Here is a 17,648-nt window from a genome sequence, read left to right as displayed (position 1 = left end):
CAATTAAACACTATTACTAGCAATCAAAAATGTATAAAAAATAACTGAAAAAAAGAAATTTTATAAATTTAATCCCACCTCAACTAAATTTCTCCCTTTATCAATTAATAACAACGCATAGGAATTAATATCATCGAAACTTTCATGAGGAAGAGAAATGTTAAGCATCCTCAAGAAATTAGATAATTTTTCTTCTTGAAGGGCATTTCCTTTCTGTAGAAGCATTTCTTTTTCTTGATTTGTCTTCCAAATATTCATGTATTCAAACTCCAGTGGCTTTAAGTGCCAAATATTATCTATCAAATTCCAAACATCTAAATATTTATATAAGTTTTCTTGAATAATATATCTATAAGAAGATTCATGAGGACTAAACATTGCTGAATTTATATGCTGATAATTAATATCGCTGGCAAAAGGCTTTATTCCCAAAAACCACCCTTCAATAATTAATAGATCAGGATTATCTGATCTCCAATGGGATCTATCGCCCAAGCCATTTCTTAATGATTTATCGAATACAGGAACATTCAATTCTCCATTTAATTTCCAATTAAATAGTTTCTCTTGCATTAATTTTACTGAATGGCTACCAGGAAAACCTCTTGACACATTCCAGGGATTATTCTTAATTGCCAATTTCATTTCATCAGATGGTAAATAAAAATCATCAATTGAAATAACAGCAATTTTAAAATTTAATTTTAAAGATATTGCTTCAAGCCATTTACCCAAAGTTGTTTTGCCTGTTCCAGGTAGAGCTGAGATCCCAATTATTTTTCGATCAGAAAAATTATTTTGAAATTTATAAGCCTGAGATAAAAGAGGTAAAGCCAAACCCCAAATCCAATCATCATTTACTTTATTACTCCAATATTGATCAATTGAAAAAATATTTTTTTGATTATTCCAATAATTAAACCAATCGGTCAGTGATTCCCAACCAATATCACAAATTAATTTTTCAAATTTATTAAGAGGGAAATTAATATCTAAGTCTTTCACGTTTCTATATTATTTATCTAAGTTATTTATTAATTTATTAATTTCATTTTTCCAACCATATCCGTTTGGTTCAGACGCTAAAGTAAATTCAAAATCTTTTAATTGATTTATTAAATTTAAATTAGGTCCATCTTTTCCTGGTATCACGATTTTAATATCTGAGTTTAAAAGTAGAGGCAAATCATTTGGAGAATCACCTAAACCTATAATTTGAATATTTTGAATGTTTGAATATTTTTTAAGAGCATTTATTGCTTTTCCTTTATTAGAATTTTTAGATAATAGGTGACTCATTCTATTTCCCTTAAAAATATCTACTTGAAACTTTTTACTGCAGATATTAATTTTCTCTTCTAAAAAAGTTGGTGGATTTAAAAAAGGCATACTCCAATGTCTATCGCGCATTAAGTTCAAGGAATTACCTTTTAAGCCTGTAAGCTGAGTTGCTTCTTGATCAGTGAGATTATTAAGAGGAATAAGTTCATAGTCAATTTCTTTAGAAATAAAATTTAAGATTTCCTCAAGATATTTGTATTTTTTTCCTAGAATAATTTCCCCATTAACCTTTTCGAGAGATTCACCATATATTGCTGCACCATTTTCAACAATATAAGGATCAGTTAAATTAAGCTCCTCTCTAATAACTTTTACTTCTGATGCTGTCTTACTTGTACAAAGAATTACAGGTATGGATAATTTTTGTAATTTTTTTATAGTTTCTTTAGCAGGTGTTAAGTCATACGAATGATCCATTAAAGTTCCATCAACATCACTCACGACCCAAAGAGAAGAATCTTCAATCATTTATAAAACACCAAGCCAAATAACTTGAAAAGGATCAAGAATTATATTTTTCCAATTGTATTTAGTAGATGTTAAAAAGTCTCTCATATTTAAATCATTGTCAATTATTTCTGGCAGATCATTATCATGTAATTGGAAATTAATTTTATTTTCAGTCACATTATGGATTGTAAAAACAGATTGTGGACCATTACCTCTTTTGATGACAACAATATCGCTTCTACCTTTAGACAAACATTTCATTTCGGAATTAGGATGAAATTGCTTTAAAGTTGATCTGATATCCATAGCATTACGAAGATATTTTAAGTTTTTATTAGCATTAGATTCAGGATTATTTAAAACAGATAAAAGATTGTCTGATTTAAATTTTTCTCTATTGAGGTCTCTTCTTTGACCTGTCATAGAAAAACTTTTAATATCATTTTCAGAAGCAAGTAAAGCTGGCAAATAAAAAGCAGGAACTCCCTTTAAAGCCAATACTAATAATTGAGTCAAAATAAACCTCTTAAATTGGTATCGATTAGGATCTCTACCTGAATCTTCCATAGCACTCCACCAACTAATATTTAATTCATATGGTTTATCCTCACCATTTGATAAACGTCTATGGCTTACTAGTCCCCCTCTTCTCTCACAATTAATCAATAATTCTTTAATTCTCCGCTCATTCATTAAACCCTCTAGAGCTCTTAACCCTACACCATCATGTGATGCAGTGAAATTAAAAAGAGTAGTATCATGCGGTAACTTTGGCCAATCATAAATCCATGAATTTAAGATGTCAGCTCTTGAAGTAATAATTGCTTCTAGTAAAAGAGGAGGCAATGGAAAATTATATGCCATGTGGGCCTCATCTTCTGGAATAAGATAAGACAAATTTTCCTTTTGAGGAACATTGGTTTCTGTTATTAAAACCCCGTCATCAAGAAGATTATTTAAAAGAACTCTTAAAATTTTCACAATCGAATGGGCTTTTGGCAAATGTAAACATGTTGTTCCTGATTCTTTCCAAATAAAACCTACAGCATCTAGTCTGAACCATTTAATTCCATTAGATAAATAAGTAATAATTAAATTTAAAAACTCAAGATTCATTTTTGGATTTTGCCAATTCAAATCGATTTGGTCTGGGCCAAAAGTTGTCCAAACTTGTTTAGGACCATCTTCAGTATTTATTTGAGAGAACAAAGATGAACTTCTTGGTCTAACAACATTTGACCAGTCAAGATTTTGTTCGGGTGAAAAAACTTTTGATATTCCTGATTCTTGAGATTTAATAAATTCTTGAACCCATGGGTGAGATGATGAAACATGGTTTAATACCAAATCAGCCATTAAATCATGATTTTTTGAAATACTTTTAAGATCATCCCAACTACCAAATTTATCTTCTAATGATTCAAAACTAGAGACAGCAAAACCTCCATCACTTGTGGATTTAAGAAAAGGAAGAATATGTACAACCTTAGAAAGACTACCAAAATAATTGATTAATAAATCTCGAAGAGTAATTAATGTTGCCTCTCCATTTTTATAAATGCTATCTGCATAAGTTATTAAAACTGAATAAGATTCATCCCATCTTTCCTTATTACTTATTTCTTCATAAGCAGATTTCTCTGAGAAATCATCTAAAATCTGTAATAATTGATTTGAAATTAATTTAATCTCTTCTGTAGTATTATCTGAATAAATTGTTTTCAACAATTTATAAAGTTTTAATCTATCTAATTTTTTCTCTGAGTCAATTTGCTTCACTTTGAAAAAATCATTGAAGTATTAACACTATTCTGCACATCAATTAGAAAATGGACTTTCAACAAGGGTTAATCACAACAATACATGAATATGGTGTTACAAGAAATTTACTTAAAGAATTAAACAAAAGTCTAAAAAAAAGATCAACTAGCATTTTAATACCTTGCCTATATGAAGAGTTTGAGCGTCCAGCATTAAAAGACATAAGAGAAGTTTTAAAAGACCTTACAGGCTTAAATGAGTTAGTTATTGCTCTCTCTGCAAAAACTATTGAGCAAGTTGAAGCAGCAAAATCATTTTTTGACTCAATGCCATTTCCAGTTCACGTTCAATGGACTAATTCTCCCTCTGTAATAGAACTATTAAAAAGCCAAGAAAAAAATGGCTTAGAACTTTTAGGAACTCCAGGCAAAGGGTGGGCTGTCTGGCAAGGCATAGGCGTTGCGACGAGAAAATCAGAAGTTGTCGCTCTTTTTGACGCTGATATTAGAACTTTTAGTCCTTTGTATCCCTCAAGAATGATACTTCCACTTCTAGATGAATCATATGGAATATCATATGTAAAGGCTTTTTACAGCAGATTATCCTTAGAAACCAATCAATTGCAAGGTAGAGCGACAAGATTATTTGTGGGTCCCTTATTGGCAAGTCTTGAACAATTAGTGGGGAAGGGTCCCTTTTTACAATATCTTCAATCATTTAGATATCCATTAGCTGGTGAGTTTGCTTTCACTAAAGACCTTGCTATGAATTTACGAATTCCTTGTGACTGGGGTTTAGAAATAGGTTTATTATCAGAAGTTTACAGGAACGTAAGAACCTCCAAAATAGCCCAAGTTGACCTAGGTTTGTTTGATCATAAACATAAGAATATTGGTGATTCATCTAAAGAAGGATTGCAAAAAATGTGTACAGAAATACTTTCAAGTGTTTTAAGAGGTCTTATGGAGCATCAAGCAGAGACCTTGACAAGTACTCAACTAGCGACCTTAGAAGTTCTGTACAAACGAGTTGGGGAAGATCGAGTGAAACAATTTGGATTAGATTCAGCAGTTAATCAACTGCCATACGATAGGCATGAAGAAGAATTATCAGTTCAAAAATTTGCCAAACTATTGAGACCTGCTACTGAAGATTACTTAGCTTGCCCTACTACACAGCAGCTACCAAGTTGGTCAAGAGTTCTATCTTGTGAGAACAAACTACAAGAAGATTTGGCAATTGCTGGTTCACAAGATATAAAGACAACAAAAAAAGAATTAATTAAAAACTTCTAAAGTAAAAAGTACCTTTGAGCCATTGGGACTTTATCAAGAGGTTCACAAGTAAGAAGTTCCCCATCAGAAAAAACTTCATAAGTTTGAGGATTAACTGAAATATTTGGTAGTTTATTATTAAGTTTTAAGTTTAATTTATTAATACTTCTAGTATTTTCTACTGCAATACATTTCTTTTGTAAGCCTAATTTATTTGGAATATTTTGATCAATTGAATTTTTACTTAAAAAGGTAAAAGAGCTCTTAATTAGAGATTGTCCAAAACTTGCAAACATTGGTCGACCATGTACAGGACCTGGAGTAGGAATTGAAGCATTTGCATCACCCATTTGTGACCAAACTATAGATCCTCCTTTAACAACTAATTCTGGCTTTACCGCAAAAAAAGAAGGTTTCCACAATACCAAATCCGCAATTTTACCCTTTTCTATAGAGCCAACATATTTATTGATCCCGTGGGCTATTGCAGGATTAATTGTGACTTTAGAAATATACCTCTTTACTCTGTAATTATCGTTTCTATCAGAATCTTGCGATAGCGGCCCCCTTTGGACTTTCATTTTATGAGCGGTTTGAAAAGTTCTTGTAATAACTTCACCAACTCTTCCCATAGCTTGAGAATCACTAGCAATAATCGAAAAGGCGCCAATATCATGCAAGATATCCTCAGCTGCAATAGTCTCTCTTCTGATCCTTGATTCGGCAAATGCAATATCTTCTGGGATTTTAGAATCTAAATGATGACAAACCATTAACATGTCAAGATGTTCTTCTAATGTGTTTCTCGTATAGGGTCTTGTTGGATTAGTACTACTTGGAAGAACATTTTTTTCTCCACAAATTTTAATAATGTCTGGAGCATGACCTCCACCTGCTCCTTCGGTATGAAAAGTATGAATAGTTCTTCCTGCAATAGCGTTGATAGTATCTTCAACAAAGCCTGCCTCATTTAAAGTATCAGTATGAATACATACTTGTACGTCAAATTTATCTGCAACATTAAGACAAGAATTTATTGTAGAGGGAGTAGTCCCCCAATCCTCATGAAGCTTCAATCCACATGCACCAGCTTCAACTTGATCAATAAGATTGCACTCGTTTGTTGAGTTTCCTTTTCCAAAAAAACCTAAATTCATTGGAAATGCTTCTGCAGATTGAAGCATTCTTGAAATATGAAAAGAACCAGGAGTGCAAGTAGTTGCATTTGTTCCAGTGGCAGGACCAGTGCCTCCTCCCAACATGGTTGTAATTCCCGAGGCTATTGCAGTATCAATTTGTTGGGGACAGATAAAGTGAATGTGCGTATCTATTGAACCTGCAGTAAGGATATGGCCTTCTCCAGCTATTACTTCTGTTGATGCACCAATAACAATATCAACATTATCCTGGATATCAGGATTACCAGCCTTACCAATTTCAAAAATCATTCCATCTTTTATACCCACATCAGCCTTAACTATTCCCCACCAATCTACTATCAAGGCATTAGTTATTACAGTATCTACAGCTCCATCAGCTCTTCTTACTTGAGACTGTCCCATCCCATCTCGAATAACTTTACCTCCACCGAATTTAACTTCATCTCCGTATGTAGTTAAATCCTTTTCTACTTCTATAAAAAGTTCTGTATCTGCAAGCCTTACTCTATCTCCGGTAGTGGGTCCATAAGTTTGCGCATAAGTATTTCTGTCAATTTTATAGGACATAATTTTAAGTATCTAAAGAACCGTTAACCAATGAATTAAAACCATGTGCAATTCTTAAACCTGTATATGGAACTAATTTGACATCAGTTGTATCTCCAGGTTCAAATCTAATTGCTGTCCCTGCAGGAATGTCAAGACGCATACCAAGTGTTATTTCTCGATCAAAAATTAAAGCCTTATTAGCTTCAAAAAAATGATAATGAGAACCAATTTGTACTGGCCTATCTCCAGAATTAGAAACTTTTACTGTTTTAACTTCCTTACCAAGATTTAATTCGATTTCACCTTGTGCAGGAATTATTTCGCCAGGAATTAAATTACTCATAACTAGTTAATCGGATTGTGAATAGTAACTAACTTTGTCCCATCAGGGAAAACTGCTTCTATTTGGACTTCATCAACCATTTCAGGAATTCCCTCCATAACTTGTGATTTTGAAAGCCAAGTAGTTCCCTCTGACATTAATTGACTTACACTTTTTCCATCTCGAGCTCCTTCAAGAACTTGAAAACTCAAAAAAGCTATTGTTTCAGGATAATTAAGCTTAAGACCTCGACCAAGTCTTCTTTCAGCTAAGAGGGCAGCAGAAAAAATCAATAATTTATCCTTTTCTTGAGGTGAAAGATGCATAATAAAAAATTAATCTATAAATTCTTAAAAAAGGTTCTTTCTGAACATAATTAATAATTCATAGAATCTTGTAAAGGCCATACACCTTGATATTTTGGCTCACAAAATCCACTAACAGACCTAATTTGTTTCCAAATACAAAAAAAACATTTCCTAGCTTCTTGAGAAGAACTACCAAGGAATCTTACAGAGATTCCATTTTCAAGGATTCCAATAGATAAATTATTATCAGTTTTATTGAAAATCTTTTTTATTTTTGCCACAAGATTATTTATTTTTGAAGGAGAAAAATCTTTTTCGCAAATCCAAATTAAGGATCCAAAAACAGGCATGTAATCCATACCTGACTTGGCCACATAACTTCCCTTAGATAATTCAATTTGATCAACATATTCCCAATCATCATATAAATCATTATTTCTCATAATTTCTAATTTAGACCTAAAAATTCCACTCTCAATAGATTCTCCGGAAGAAGATCTTCCAAGTCTTATTAAATCAGTAAACAAAAAACTTGAAGTTTCTGAAATAGATACTTTAAAATTTTGCTCATATAAACCATTTGCAAAGATAATTGTTTCTTGGGGGAGATATTCCAAATGAGAATTATCAAGAATATTTATGAGATTTTTTTGCTTTGAAAAAGTTCCTTTTGGATTGATTTTAGAAATCCCAACTGATCCATATACTTTCTGAGCTGAAGAAGTAGTTAACAATACTTTAGTGTTTTTTTCAAGTTTCACCTCAAACTCAAGTAAATCACCTCCAACCAATCCCCCTGCCGTATGAAGAACAGGTAAAATGCATCTGCCCTCCTGATCATGAGTAGACTTTAATAACTTGTAAGGAGAAGTTGATTTAGATTTAAAGATTGTTTTATCAACATTTCCTAAACTTGCTTTATTATTGAAAAAATTTAAGAAACAATTACCTTCCCAAGAAGTTTTAATCATAAATTGTTTTCTTTAATTACTAAATTAAAGTAACCAAAAAATTTGATTATGAGAATGAATAAACAAATAGTTGTTACTGATTGGATTAAGGAAAAACCTCAAATAGGTTCATTTTTAAAACTTACCCTAAGTTCAGATGAAAGAAGAATCTTACGAGGTAAAAGATTAACTGATTGTGATCAAGAAATAATTTTACAATTACCTAGAGAGGGAAAATTAAATGATGGAGATATTCTTTCAACTAATGTATCCAATTTTTTTGTAGAGATAATTGCCAAAACAGAAAATTTAATTGAAATAAGTTCCAATTCTAAAATTGAACTTATTAAAACTGCTTATCATCTAGGAAATAGGCATGTAGAAGTAGAAATTGAAGAAAATATTCTTCTAACAAAAGGTGATTACGTAATTGAAAATATGCTTAAAAATTTTAATGTTGACTTCATAAATACCCAGAAAAAATTTTTTCCGGAAAGAGGTGCCCACAGTCATGATTAAAAGTCACTTATTAAAGTATTTATTAATAAGCCCCAACTTACCAGTTGGAGGATTTTGTTATTCCGAGGGATTGGAGAGTTACTTAAATAATAAAAATTTGAAAGATTCAAATTCAGTAAAAGAATTAATCATAAATGAACTTAAAATTGGTCAGATTAAACTAGATGCAAAACTATTATTAGATTTTTTTGATATTTTCTATGAGCTAAACCAAGGCGTAAATTTAAAAAGTAATTTGCATAAGCTATTGAGTTTGGATAAATGGATCCTCTCATCAAAAGACTCGGTCGAAATGAGAGAACAACAAAATCAAATGGCAAAATCTCTCTTTGATTTAAGCAAAGAATTTGGATTTGAATATCTATATAAAAAAAATAAAAAAAATTCATGGCCTTTAGCGTGGAGTTGGGCTTGTTATTGTTTTGAAATTGCGAAGTTAGAAATGGTTGAGAATTTTTTCTATGCGTGGAGTGCAAACCAACTTAGTGCAGCATTAAGAATTATTCCTATTGGTTCAACAAAAGCACAATTAATTCAAAGAGATTTATTAACAATAATTTCAAAAGTTTCTAAAGAAATTATGGACAAAAAAATTGATGACCTCTATTTTGGCAATGTAGGTTTAGCTATGGCCCAACAAAAACATAATGACCTTTATACAAAACTTTTTAGAAATTAATTTATGAGCAGCAAATTAAGAGTAGGAGTAGCTGGGCCTGTAGGTTCAGGAAAAACTGCATTAGTAGAGACTCTTTGCTTAGGCTTGAAAAAAAATTATGAGATCGCAGTTGTCACCAATGATATTTACACCAAAGAAGATGCTAACTTTCTAATAAATAAAAAAGTTTTAGAAGAGGGAAGGATTATTGGTGTAGAAACAGGAGGTTGTCCTCATACAGCGATAAGAGAAGATTGTTCTTTAAATAAAAATGCAGTGGTAGATTTAGAAAACAAATATAATCCTTTAGATTTTGTTTTTGTAGAGAGTGGAGGTGATAATTTAGCATCTAGTTTTAGTCCAGAACTTGTAGATTTATCAATATATGTGATTGATGTATCTGCTGGAGACAAAATTCCTAGAAAAGGGGGGCCAGGGATAACAAGGTCAGATTTATTATTAATAAACAAAATTGACTTAGCAGATATGGTTGGTGCAGATTTAAATATTATGAAAAGTGATACTGAATTTATGAGAAAAGGAAAACCATGGTTTTTTACCAACCTAAGTAAAGGTATTGGAGTTGAAGAAATAACTCATTTTTTAGAGTCACATATACCCAACAATCGAAACTAGAAAAATAATTATTTATATATATTGGATTCAACAAAAAGTTACGACTGATACAAAACGAATCCCCACTCGTTAATAACTTTTACTTTATCCCCCTAATGAGGGTCAATTACCTAATTTATCCTAATTCATGAGAATTTCAAGGCGTATTTTGGCAGGATTAGCTACTGCCTCACTTGCTGTCACAGCAACTTCATGCGGTGGAGGTGGAACCTCCGGAAGTTTCGACGACACAGTAACCGTTGGTATTTTGCATTCTTTATCTGGAACAATGGCAATTTCTGAATCAACCCTTGTTGATACTGAAAAAATGGCCATTGAAGAGATAAACGCTGCTGGAGGTGTAACAGTTGGCGGTAAAAGCTACAAAATAGAATACATAGTAGAAGATGGTGCATCTGACTGGCCTACTTTTGCTGAAAAATCTAAGAAACTTATAGACCAAGACGGAGTTCCTGTCGTATTTGGTGGATGGACATCTGCTAGTAGAAAGGCAATGTTACCAGTCTACGAATCAAAGGATGCTTTCCTTTACTACCCAATTCAATATGAAGCTCAAGAATGTTCTAACAACATTTTCTATACAGGAGCCACACCAAACCAACAGTCAGAACCAGCTACAGATTTCATGTATAAGCGTTCTCCCGCAGCTGGTGGAGATTTCTTCCTTGTAGGTTCTGATTATGTTTTCCCAAGAACTTCCAACACAATTACAAAAGCTCAAGTAAAACAATTAGGAGGTAAAGTTGTTGGTGAAGATTACCTTCCATTAGGAAATACTGAAGTTGCTCCAATTATCTCAAAAATAAAAAAGGCGCTTCCTGAAGGTGGAATAATCATTAATACACTCAATGGTGACCAAAACGTTGCATTCTTCAAACAGATTCAAGACGCAGGTATCACTCCTTCAAGTGGTTACTACGTAATGAATTACTCTATTGCTGAAGAAGAGATTAGTACAATTGGTCCTGAGTTCCTTGAAGGTCACTACGGCGCTTGGAACTATATGATGTCAATTGATACTCCTGCATCTAAGAAATTTGCTAAGAGTTTCAAGAAGAGATGGGGAGCAGATCGAGTTGTAGCTGACCCTCAAGAATCAGCATATAACATGGTTTATCTATGGAAGCAGGCAGTTGAAGATGCTGGCACATTTGACGATAATGCAGTAAGGGAAGCTTTGGTTGGACAAAAATTTGATGCGCCACAAGGACCGGTCGAAGTGATGCCTAATCACCACTTATCTCAAACAGTGAGAATTGGCCAGATTAATGCCGAGGGTGGATTTACAATTCTCGAAGAGACAGGAGTTGTTCTACCTCAAGCATGGAACCAAAAACATCCAAGTTCAAAAGGATTTGCATGCGATTGGACAGATCCTTCAAAAGGAGAAAAGTATAAGCTTTAATCTAATTAAAACCTATACTTCAAAATAAAAGGAGGTTGTTAATACCTCCTTTTATTTTATATATTCAAATATTTTCTTTTTTAAATTGGAGTTACTTCTCGATAGTCTTTTTAATGGTGTTGCGATCGGATCTGTACTACTTGTTGCTGCATTAGGTCTTGCAATTGTTTTTGGTCTTATGGGTGTAATTAATCTTGCCCATGGAGAACTTATGATGCTTGGGGCTTATACAACATACGTAACACAATTAATTTTCAAATTACCTATATTAAAACCTTTTTACAATTCGTACATAATAGTTTCTATTTTCCTTGCTTTTATTGTTAGTGGAGTTGTAGGTATTCTTCTTGAAAAAACTATAATAAGAAAGCTTTATGGAAGTCCACTAGAAACACTTCTCGCTACATGGGGAGTAAGCTTAATTCTTCAACAATTTGTAAGAAGTGTACCTTTATCTTATGGGACTGGTCTAGTTATAAGTCTGATAATTGGTTTATTCTTACCAACAACCTTTCCTTCGAAAATAAAAGAATCAATAAACTTCAAATATTTTAAATTTAGTACTTGGATATTAGCAGCTTTAACTGGGGTCCTTACAGGTGGCATAATCTCATCCTCTGTCAGCAAACTTAGTAGAGCAAGCGCTCGAAATGTTGATGTAACAGCACCCTCATGGATGAGAGGTCAAGTAGAAATTATTGGTACTGCATTTCCTAAAACAAGATTGATGATAATTGTCATTACTCTTATCTCTGTTATTGCAATAACATTATTTCTTAATCAAAGTGCTTGGGGGATGCGTATAAGAGCAGTTACTCAGAACCGACAAATGAGTGATTGCCTTGGTATATCTACTGAAAAGGTGGATATAATTACTTTTGGAATTGGATCTGGCCTAGCAGGAGTAGCTGGGGTAGCAGTATCTCTTTTGGGTTCTGTAGGACCAAATGTGGGCGGAAACTATATTGTTGGTTGTTTTATGGTTGTAGTGCTGGGAGGAGTAGGAAATTTATTAGGAACAGTATTTGCTTCATTTGGAATAGGAATAATGACTGATTTAATTGGTGCTGGAAGACTCTTATCAATATGGCCAGATATGCCTTTACCTTTATCAAACACAATCAACTTTTTTGCAACCACTAGTATGGCAAGAGTAATGATATTTGCACTTATTGTTATATTCTTACAATTTAAACCTACAGGTTTATTTCCCCAAAAAGGAAGGATGGTTGAAAACTAATGTCCTTTAGTAAAATTAAATTTGATAAAAAAATAGTATTATCATTTTGGGTAATATTAATAGCTCTAATTATTGCAGCACCAACCTTACTCCCTGTATTTAGACTAAATCTTCTTGGTAGATACTTATCTTTGTCCATAGTTGCTCTTGGTGTCGATCTTATTTGGGGATATACAGGTTTACTAAGCCTTGGACAAGGTATATTTTTTGCATTAGGTGGATATTGTGCCGCAATGTATTTGCAAATAACCAGCTCTACTGAATTCCCAAATAATATTCCTGAATTTTTTGCCTTATATGGTGTTGAAAAATTGCCTTTTTTCTGGGAACCGTTTAGATCGCCAATTTTCACCTTCTTCGCTATCTGGATAATTCCAGCATTGGTTGCGGGTTTAATTGGATTTCTTGTTTTCAGAAATAGAATCAAAGGGGTTTATTTTTCTATACTTACTCAAGCTTCCCTTCTTGTATTCTTTAACTTCTTTAATGGACAACAAAAACTTATAAATGGAACAAATGGATTAAAAACAGATGTAACACAACTATTTGGTCAGATGGTAGGTTCTGAATCCATGCAAAGAATATTCTTTTGGATAACCGCCATACTAGTAATAGCCGCATGGTTTTTTGCAAAGTGGGTAGTTAAAGGAAGATTTGGAAATATTCTTATAGGAATACGAGATGATGAACCAAGAGTTAGGTTTACAGGATATAACCCAGTTATATTTAAGACGATAATATTTTCTATTGCTGGAGGTCTTGCTGGAATTTCGGGAGCTTTATATACTGTTCAGTCTGGAATAGTATCACCACAATTTATGACAGTTCCCTTTTCTATAGAAATGGTTATATGGGTTGCTGTTGGAGGTAGAGGAACCTTATTGGGAGCGATACTAGGAGCAGTTTTCATCAACTATGCAAAAAGTCTAGTAAGTGAAGCTTTACCTGCTAGCTGGATGTTTATCCAAGGAGGATTATTTATCTTAGTTGTAACAGCTCTGCCTGAGGGAGTTTTAGGATGGATTCAAGGAGATGGTCCTAGGAATCTTCTTCAAAGATTTGGTTTGAAAAGGAAGATTGAAACCTATCCAAGCTTAGAAGTTAACAATAAGGAGGGAAATAATGAATAATACAGATCTTCTAAATTTAATAGATATTACTGTTAGTTTTGAGGGTTTTTTAGCTCTCAACAAACTTAATTTAAATTTAAAGAAAGGAGAATTAAGAGCTGTAATAGGACCAAACGGGGCAGGTAAAACAACATTTCTTGATGTAATAACTGGAAAGGTTAAGCCAACAAAAGGTAAAGTAATTTTCAAAGGAAAATCTTTAGTAGGTAGAAAGGAGCATAAGATTGCTCGACTTGGAGTGGGAAGAAAATTCCAAAGTCCAAGAGTCTTTGAAAATCTAACAGTTAAAGAAAATCTTGAAATATCTGTGTCAACTCCTAAAAGCCCCTTAAACCTCATAAATAAAAGTATTAAGGATGAGCAGCTTAATGAGATTGAACGTCTTATGAAGATTGTCAATTTAGCTCAAAAAGTTGAATCTAAAGCTGGTTCTTTATCACATGGCCAAAAACAATGGCTCGAGATAGCCATGTTAGTAGGACAGAAGCCAGATTTAATGTTAGTTGATGAACCTGTTGCTGGTTTAACTGATGAAGAAACTGATCTTACGGCTGATTTATTAAAATCATTATCAGGAGAAAATACTGTAGTGGTAATAGATCACGATATGGAATTTATAAGAAGACTTGATAGTAATGTTTCAGTATTAAATCAAGGCACAGTATTATGCGAAGGAACAATGGAAACTATACAAAAGGATCAAAAAGTTATTGATGTTTATCTAGGAAGGCCTGAGGATTAGTTATGACAAACTTACTGGAAATCAAATCATTGAATACATATTATGGCGAAAGTCATATTCTCAGAGATGTAGATTTGAATGTTAAATCAGGAGAAATGGTTTGTTTGATTGGAAGAAATGGAGTTGGCAAAACAACTTTATTGAAATCACTTATTGGTTTGTTAAAACAAAAAAAAGGCGATATTTTTTTGATTGGCGAAAATATCAATAGAAAAGCACCTCATCAGAGGGCGAGGAAAGGAATGGCTTACGTTCCTCAAGGGAGAGAAATTATTCCATATCTATCAGTTGAAGAGAATCTTATGTTAGGAATGGAGTCGCTGCCAGGTGGATTATCTAAGAACAAGAAGATAGATCCATTTATTTATGATCTCTTCCCAATCCTAAAAGATTTTCTACAAAGGAAAGGAGGAGATCTCAGTGGTGGACAACAACAGCAACTAGCTATTGCAAGAGCATTGCTGGGAAAACCCCAACTACTATTACTTGACGAACCAACGGAAGGTATTCAGCCAAATATAGTTTTAGACATAGAAAATGCAATCAATCAGATAATTAGAGATACAGGAATTGGTGTTTTATTAGTAGAACAACACTTGCATTTTGTAAGACAAGCCAATAGATATTATGCGATGCAACGCGGAGGTATTGTTGCAAGCGGAAATACTAGTGAGTTGAGTCAAGCAGTTATAGATAAGTTCTTAAGTGTTTAAAGAAATTATCCAGATTACTCAAAACTTTTATTCATTTTTCGCACCTTATTAGGTCAATACTGTTTGGATGTTCATTTATATACTTATTAAATTCCATTGCTAGTGTTCTAGCCTCGTAAGCGTCAGAAGCATAAAAACAATTTTCTAATCTTATATTTTGAAAATCACGGTAATGTACTGTATATGGCTTCAACATATTATTTTTTTTCATTTAATTTGCTAAAAAGCAATCGTTCTACATATCAACCATGCATATATTCAAAAATAAAAAGTACATCTTTTGTTGTTATCAAAATATATTCACTTAATTTATGTATTTAAAAATACTTTATAAAGAAAAAGAAATTAATCTATTTTTTTTTATTTTTAGAGTCTTGCTTTTTACCTTCTATTAAAAAAACAAATTTAGATAAAATAAATCCAAAAACTGGAACCCAAAACCTTTTATAAAAATATTCCATAAAAATTAAGCAGCCAATGATTGGTCATCTCTAGTTTCATTTTTATTTATAAGCTTCAAATCTATAGAATTAAATAAATGTTGCATAAGAAGAAAATCAAGTTCCCCTTTTAACAAATTAACATCGGATGAAAGTAGATCATCAACAAAATCATCAAAAGTATCTGAAAGTGTATTCACATTTAAATTTTATTTTTGTCATTATCGTCTCATTAAAAATAAAAGTCAACCAAACTTGAATATAAATTTTTGATATTTTAAAAATTAATGAATAAAGACTAAAAATTTAAATAATAAATATAAATAAGCAAAATAATAGATTTAATATCAAGCTTAAGGTCTTTGAGTTAAATTTCATTTATCTTGCTTTTCTTATTTTTATCTCTCTTGATTAGCATTATCAAAACGACCAAACACATATTTGCTAAACAGAAGTTTAAATAATTCATCATCAAACCAATTATTTTATTTATAGCAAGATTATTGATGTGCCAATTCAAAAAGAATCACTTAAATAATTTTTAGTGGCAATACATTTTTGATGGTAATCAAAGTTGATATTATAAATCGGATATAAAATTATTTTTTAATTAGCTCGAAGTATCCATTTTTATTTAATAAGTATTTATCAAACCAAAGGCTTAATAGATTGTCTAATCCTATTCCACTCATTTTATTTATTTGAGAAGTCTTATAGTCTGAAAGTGCAAGCAATAAATACGGAAAAATCATATCAGAAACCCCTTTTGGCAGTTTTTCTAAAGGTACTCCATGCGCTCTATCCCATAAAATTTGCATATCCTGAGAGAACAAAGAACTCCAATAATTAAAATTACAATATAACTTGTCTGGAGGGAGTAGATTTACAGAAAAAACGGGGAGAGATGAATTCATAGGAATCAATATTTATGGATAAATTTAATTTAGGTTTTTGAAATGGTAATAAATAATTTCTAATACGAAAATACCCTATAAATGCAAATCAAATTTAGCGCACAGTACAGCACTAAGCAACACTTCTTATGTATCATATTTCTCTATCATTTCCTGAAATTTAAGGAATGATAAAAACTTTTTATAAGTTTTCAAGTCAAAAACCTCGTTATTTACTTCATTTAAATGAGTAGAATTACGTAGATTTAGACGATTTAATAATTTAGTATCGATTGAAGGATCTGATTTATCTACAAAGTCAGCAGAATTATCAGATAAGTTTTGTGAATGAGCTTCAGAAAGGCGAAATGATTGGGTTACTTTACCATTATTTTTATTAAATATGCCCCTTATAGAAAGTGCTTCCTCTACCAAAATACTTATTATTTTTGAATTACTTAAATTGTTCTCGATGCTCAGCTTATCAATTATTCTCATAACATCTTCTCTAGGGATAAAACCAACTCTTTTTTTCTTGGTAGGCATTTATAAATTAATTAAAGTTCAGCACTTGACTGTAGTAAGTGTTGCACTATATTCATTATAAGTCAATTAATTGCTAATGATTTTACCAACAACTTTACTTTTAGGAGCCCTTGGATATCTTTTCTACACCTCAAAAAAAGAACTTTTAATAGATCACCTTGACCCTAAAGAAAAAGAAAATGATGATTTGTATAAAGATTTAGAAGATCTATTTATTTAAAATTTTTCACTTCATAATAAAAAACTTTATTTCTTGACTAAATATATACAAAACCTTAAACATAATTAAAATAAAAATAAAGATATAAAATAAATGACTGTTCATCAAGATTACGAAATAAAAATCAATTTAAATGAATTGATTGAGAAGAGAATTCCATGTTGTGATTTACTTCATCCAGATCATTGTCTAACTGAAAAACAAGTCTCTGAAATTGCGCATGATATTCGTATGGATTTAAATTTGCATGATCTTTACAAGCAAGTGGATCAACACATCATGAATTATGTAAATGCAGCTGGTATTGATAACAAAGACCATTGGGTTGAACCTCATCTTCCTGATTTGGAGAGAGATTTAAAAGAAGAAGTTGGTATAGAATTTGATTGAT

22 protein-coding genes are annotated in these 17,648 nt (G+C 32.0%); 11 read left to right on the top strand and 11 right to left on the bottom strand.

Annotated features, from left to right (window positions below; translation table 11 throughout):
* Window positions 1-60: 60 nt before the first annotated feature.
* The 3 genes from HA141_RS04530 to HA141_RS04520 are packed head-to-tail and all read right to left on the bottom strand — an operon-like array spanning window position 61 to window position 3,570.
* The gene (locus tag HA141_RS04530; RefSeq protein WP_209117332.1) at window positions 61-1,005 is read right to left on the bottom strand and encodes a kinase; all 945 of its coding nucleotides are present in this window, start codon (window positions 1,003-1,005) and stop codon (window positions 61-63) included.
* Between the two features lie 9 nt (window positions 1,006-1,014).
* Window positions 1,015-1,809 (bottom strand): mannosyl-3-phosphoglycerate phosphatase-related protein YedP, encoded by a 795-nt coding sequence (yedP, locus tag HA141_RS04525; RefSeq protein ID WP_209117318.1) that lies wholly within the window; start codon window positions 1,807-1,809, stop codon window positions 1,015-1,017.
* Window positions 1,810-3,570 (bottom strand): sugar phosphorylase, encoded by a 1,761-nt coding sequence (locus HA141_RS04520; protein ID WP_209117315.1) that lies wholly within the window; start codon window positions 3,568-3,570, stop codon window positions 1,810-1,812.
* Window positions 3,571-3,620: 50 nt separating this feature from the next.
* Here HA141_RS04520 and HA141_RS04515 point away from each other — a divergent pair, with 50 nt between their 5' ends.
* On the top strand, window positions 3,621-4,847 hold the full coding sequence (locus HA141_RS04515) for a glycosyl transferase (protein WP_209117312.1): 1,227 nt from the start codon (window positions 3,621-3,623) through the stop codon (window positions 4,845-4,847).
* Here the strand turns inward: HA141_RS04515 and ureC are convergent.
* From ureC to HA141_RS04495, 4 genes are read right to left on the bottom strand one after another with little or no spacing between them, the layout of a single operon-like run.
* Window positions 4,844-6,553, bottom strand: a complete 1,710-nt coding sequence (gene ureC / locus HA141_RS04510; RefSeq protein ID WP_209117310.1) for an urease subunit alpha — start codon at window positions 6,551-6,553, stop codon at window positions 4,844-4,846. The two genes, HA141_RS04515 and ureC, sit on opposite strands and share 4 nt — an antisense overlap.
* 4 nt (window positions 6,554-6,557) lie before the next feature.
* Window positions 6,558-6,878: an urease subunit beta gene (locus tag HA141_RS04505; protein ID WP_209117307.1), complete on the bottom strand. Its 321-nt coding sequence runs from the start codon at window positions 6,876-6,878 to the stop codon at window positions 6,558-6,560.
* A gap of 2 nt (window positions 6,879-6,880) precedes the next feature.
* Window positions 6,881-7,183 (bottom strand): urease subunit gamma, encoded by a 303-nt coding sequence (locus tag HA141_RS04500; protein ID WP_032518832.1) that lies wholly within the window; start codon window positions 7,181-7,183, stop codon window positions 6,881-6,883.
* Between the two features lie 50 nt (window positions 7,184-7,233).
* Complete coding sequence (locus HA141_RS04495; protein ID WP_209117305.1) at window positions 7,234-8,136, bottom strand: urease accessory protein UreD; 903 nt, start codon at window positions 8,134-8,136, stop codon at window positions 7,234-7,236.
* A 48-nt stretch (window positions 8,137-8,184) separates the two neighbouring features.
* On the opposite strand from HA141_RS04495, the gene ureE reads away from it, so the two are divergent.
* The 8 genes from ureE (at window position 8,185) to urtE (ending at window position 15,158) form a co-directional block, all read left to right on the top strand.
* On the top strand, window positions 8,185-8,634 hold the full coding sequence (gene ureE, locus HA141_RS04490) for an urease accessory protein UreE (protein ID WP_209117303.1): 450 nt from the start codon (window positions 8,185-8,187) through the stop codon (window positions 8,632-8,634).
* Window positions 8,627-9,313, top strand: coding sequence for an urease accessory protein UreF (locus HA141_RS04485; RefSeq protein ID WP_209117301.1), 687 nt, complete (start codon window positions 8,627-8,629; stop codon window positions 9,311-9,313). Before ureE ends, HA141_RS04485 begins: the two co-directional genes overlap by 8 nt.
* A 3-nt stretch (window positions 9,314-9,316) precedes the next feature.
* Window positions 9,317-9,928: an urease accessory protein UreG gene (gene ureG, locus HA141_RS04480; protein WP_209117299.1), complete on the top strand. Its 612-nt coding sequence runs from the start codon at window positions 9,317-9,319 to the stop codon at window positions 9,926-9,928.
* Between the two features lie 127 nt (window positions 9,929-10,055).
* Window positions 10,056-11,333, top strand: a complete 1,278-nt coding sequence (urtA, locus tag HA141_RS04475; protein WP_209117297.1) for an urea ABC transporter substrate-binding protein — start codon at window positions 10,056-10,058, stop codon at window positions 11,331-11,333.
* Window positions 11,334-11,418: 85 nt separating this feature from the next.
* Entirely contained in the window at window positions 11,419-12,573 is a 1,155-nt protein-coding gene (gene urtB, locus HA141_RS04470) for an urea ABC transporter permease subunit UrtB (RefSeq protein WP_209117295.1), read from the top strand.
* The gene (gene urtC, locus HA141_RS04465; protein WP_209117293.1) at window positions 12,573-13,703 is read left to right on the top strand and encodes an urea ABC transporter permease subunit UrtC; all 1,131 of its coding nucleotides are present in this window, start codon (window positions 12,573-12,575) and stop codon (window positions 13,701-13,703) included. The genes urtB and urtC overlap by 1 nt, the downstream gene beginning before the upstream one ends.
* A complete protein-coding gene (gene urtD / locus HA141_RS04460; protein ID WP_209117291.1) occupies window positions 13,696-14,445 on the top strand; it encodes an urea ABC transporter ATP-binding protein UrtD in 750 nt (249 codons plus the stop codon). The genes urtC and urtD overlap by 8 nt, the downstream gene beginning before the upstream one ends.
* 2 nt (window positions 14,446-14,447) lie before the next feature.
* A complete protein-coding gene (gene urtE / locus HA141_RS04455) occupies window positions 14,448-15,158 on the top strand; it encodes an urea ABC transporter ATP-binding subunit UrtE (protein WP_209117289.1) in 711 nt (236 codons plus the stop codon).
* A 31-nt stretch (window positions 15,159-15,189) separates the two neighbouring features.
* Here urtE and HA141_RS09645 read toward each other — a convergent pair whose 3' ends face one another.
* The 4 genes from HA141_RS09645 to HA141_RS04440 form a co-directional block, all read right to left on the bottom strand.
* Window positions 15,190-15,369, bottom strand: a complete 180-nt coding sequence (locus tag HA141_RS09645) for a hypothetical protein (protein WP_219050200.1) — start codon at window positions 15,367-15,369, stop codon at window positions 15,190-15,192.
* A gap of 255 nt (window positions 15,370-15,624) precedes the next feature.
* Window positions 15,625-15,798, bottom strand: a complete 174-nt coding sequence (locus tag HA141_RS04450; protein WP_209117287.1) for a hypothetical protein — start codon at window positions 15,796-15,798, stop codon at window positions 15,625-15,627.
* Window positions 15,799-16,197: 399 nt separating this feature from the next.
* Window positions 16,198-16,512 (bottom strand): hypothetical protein, encoded by a 315-nt coding sequence (locus HA141_RS04445; protein WP_209117283.1) that lies wholly within the window; start codon window positions 16,510-16,512, stop codon window positions 16,198-16,200.
* A gap of 126 nt (window positions 16,513-16,638) precedes the next feature.
* A complete protein-coding gene (locus HA141_RS04440; RefSeq protein ID WP_209117281.1) occupies window positions 16,639-17,037 on the bottom strand; it encodes a hypothetical protein in 399 nt (132 codons plus the stop codon).
* A 76-nt stretch (window positions 17,038-17,113) separates the two neighbouring features.
* Here HA141_RS04440 and HA141_RS04435 point away from each other — a divergent pair, with 76 nt between their 5' ends.
* Window positions 17,114-17,257, top strand: coding sequence for a hypothetical protein (locus HA141_RS04435; protein WP_209117279.1), 144 nt, complete (start codon window positions 17,114-17,116; stop codon window positions 17,255-17,257).
* A 93-nt stretch (window positions 17,258-17,350) separates the two neighbouring features.
* Window positions 17,351-17,647, top strand: a complete 297-nt coding sequence (locus HA141_RS04430) for a hypothetical protein (protein WP_012007619.1) — start codon at window positions 17,351-17,353, stop codon at window positions 17,645-17,647.
* Window position 17,648 lies beyond the last annotated feature (1 nt).

It is taken from the genome of Prochlorococcus marinus XMU1402 (assembly GCF_017696205.1).
GTDB lineage: Bacteria > Cyanobacteriota > Cyanobacteriia > PCC-6307 > Cyanobiaceae > Prochlorococcus_A > Prochlorococcus_A marinus_AC.
This window is presented reverse-complemented; position numbering and strand designations above follow the sequence as displayed.

Bases quoted from the DNA above. Each gene is read 5' to 3' on its own strand.
- yedP (WP_209117318.1), bottom strand. From the start codon at position 1,809: ATGATTGAAGATTCTTCTCTTTGGGTCGTGAGTGATGTTGATGGAACT.
- HA141_RS04515 (WP_209117312.1), top strand. From the start codon at position 3,621: ATGGACTTTCAACAAGGGTTAATCACAACAATACATGAATATGGTGTT.
- ureC (WP_209117310.1), bottom strand. From the start codon at position 6,553: ATGTCCTATAAAATTGACAGAAATACTTATGCGCAAACTTATGGACCC.
- HA141_RS04505 (WP_209117307.1), bottom strand. From the start codon at position 6,878: ATGAGTAATTTAATTCCTGGCGAAATAATTCCTGCACAAGGTGAAATC.
- HA141_RS04500 (WP_032518832.1), bottom strand. From the start codon at position 7,183: ATGCATCTTTCACCTCAAGAAAAGGATAAATTATTGATTTTTTCTGCT.
- HA141_RS04495 (WP_209117305.1), bottom strand. From the start codon at position 8,136: ATGATTAAAACTTCTTGGGAAGGTAATTGTTTCTTAAATTTTTTCAAT.
- ureE (WP_209117303.1), top strand. From the start codon at position 8,185: ATGAGAATGAATAAACAAATAGTTGTTACTGATTGGATTAAGGAAAAA.
- HA141_RS04485 (WP_209117301.1), top strand. From the start codon at position 8,627: ATGATTAAAAGTCACTTATTAAAGTATTTATTAATAAGCCCCAACTTA.
- ureG (WP_209117299.1), top strand. From the start codon at position 9,317: ATGAGCAGCAAATTAAGAGTAGGAGTAGCTGGGCCTGTAGGTTCAGGA.
- urtA (WP_209117297.1), top strand. From the start codon at position 10,056: ATGAGAATTTCAAGGCGTATTTTGGCAGGATTAGCTACTGCCTCACTT.
- urtC (WP_209117293.1), top strand. From the start codon at position 12,573: ATGTCCTTTAGTAAAATTAAATTTGATAAAAAAATAGTATTATCATTT.
- urtD (WP_209117291.1), top strand. From the start codon at position 13,696: ATGAATAATACAGATCTTCTAAATTTAATAGATATTACTGTTAGTTTT.
- urtE (WP_209117289.1), top strand. From the start codon at position 14,448: ATGACAAACTTACTGGAAATCAAATCATTGAATACATATTATGGCGAA.
- HA141_RS09645 (WP_219050200.1), bottom strand. From the start codon at position 15,369: ATGAAAAAAAATAATATGTTGAAGCCATATACAGTACATTACCGTGAT.
- HA141_RS04445 (WP_209117283.1), bottom strand. From the start codon at position 16,512: ATGAATTCATCTCTCCCCGTTTTTTCTGTAAATCTACTCCCTCCAGAC.
- HA141_RS04440 (WP_209117281.1), bottom strand. From the start codon at position 17,037: ATGCCTACCAAGAAAAAAAGAGTTGGTTTTATCCCTAGAGAAGATGTT.
- HA141_RS04435 (WP_209117279.1), top strand. From the start codon at position 17,114: ATGATTTTACCAACAACTTTACTTTTAGGAGCCCTTGGATATCTTTTC.
- HA141_RS04430 (WP_012007619.1), top strand. From the start codon at position 17,351: ATGACTGTTCATCAAGATTACGAAATAAAAATCAATTTAAATGAATTG.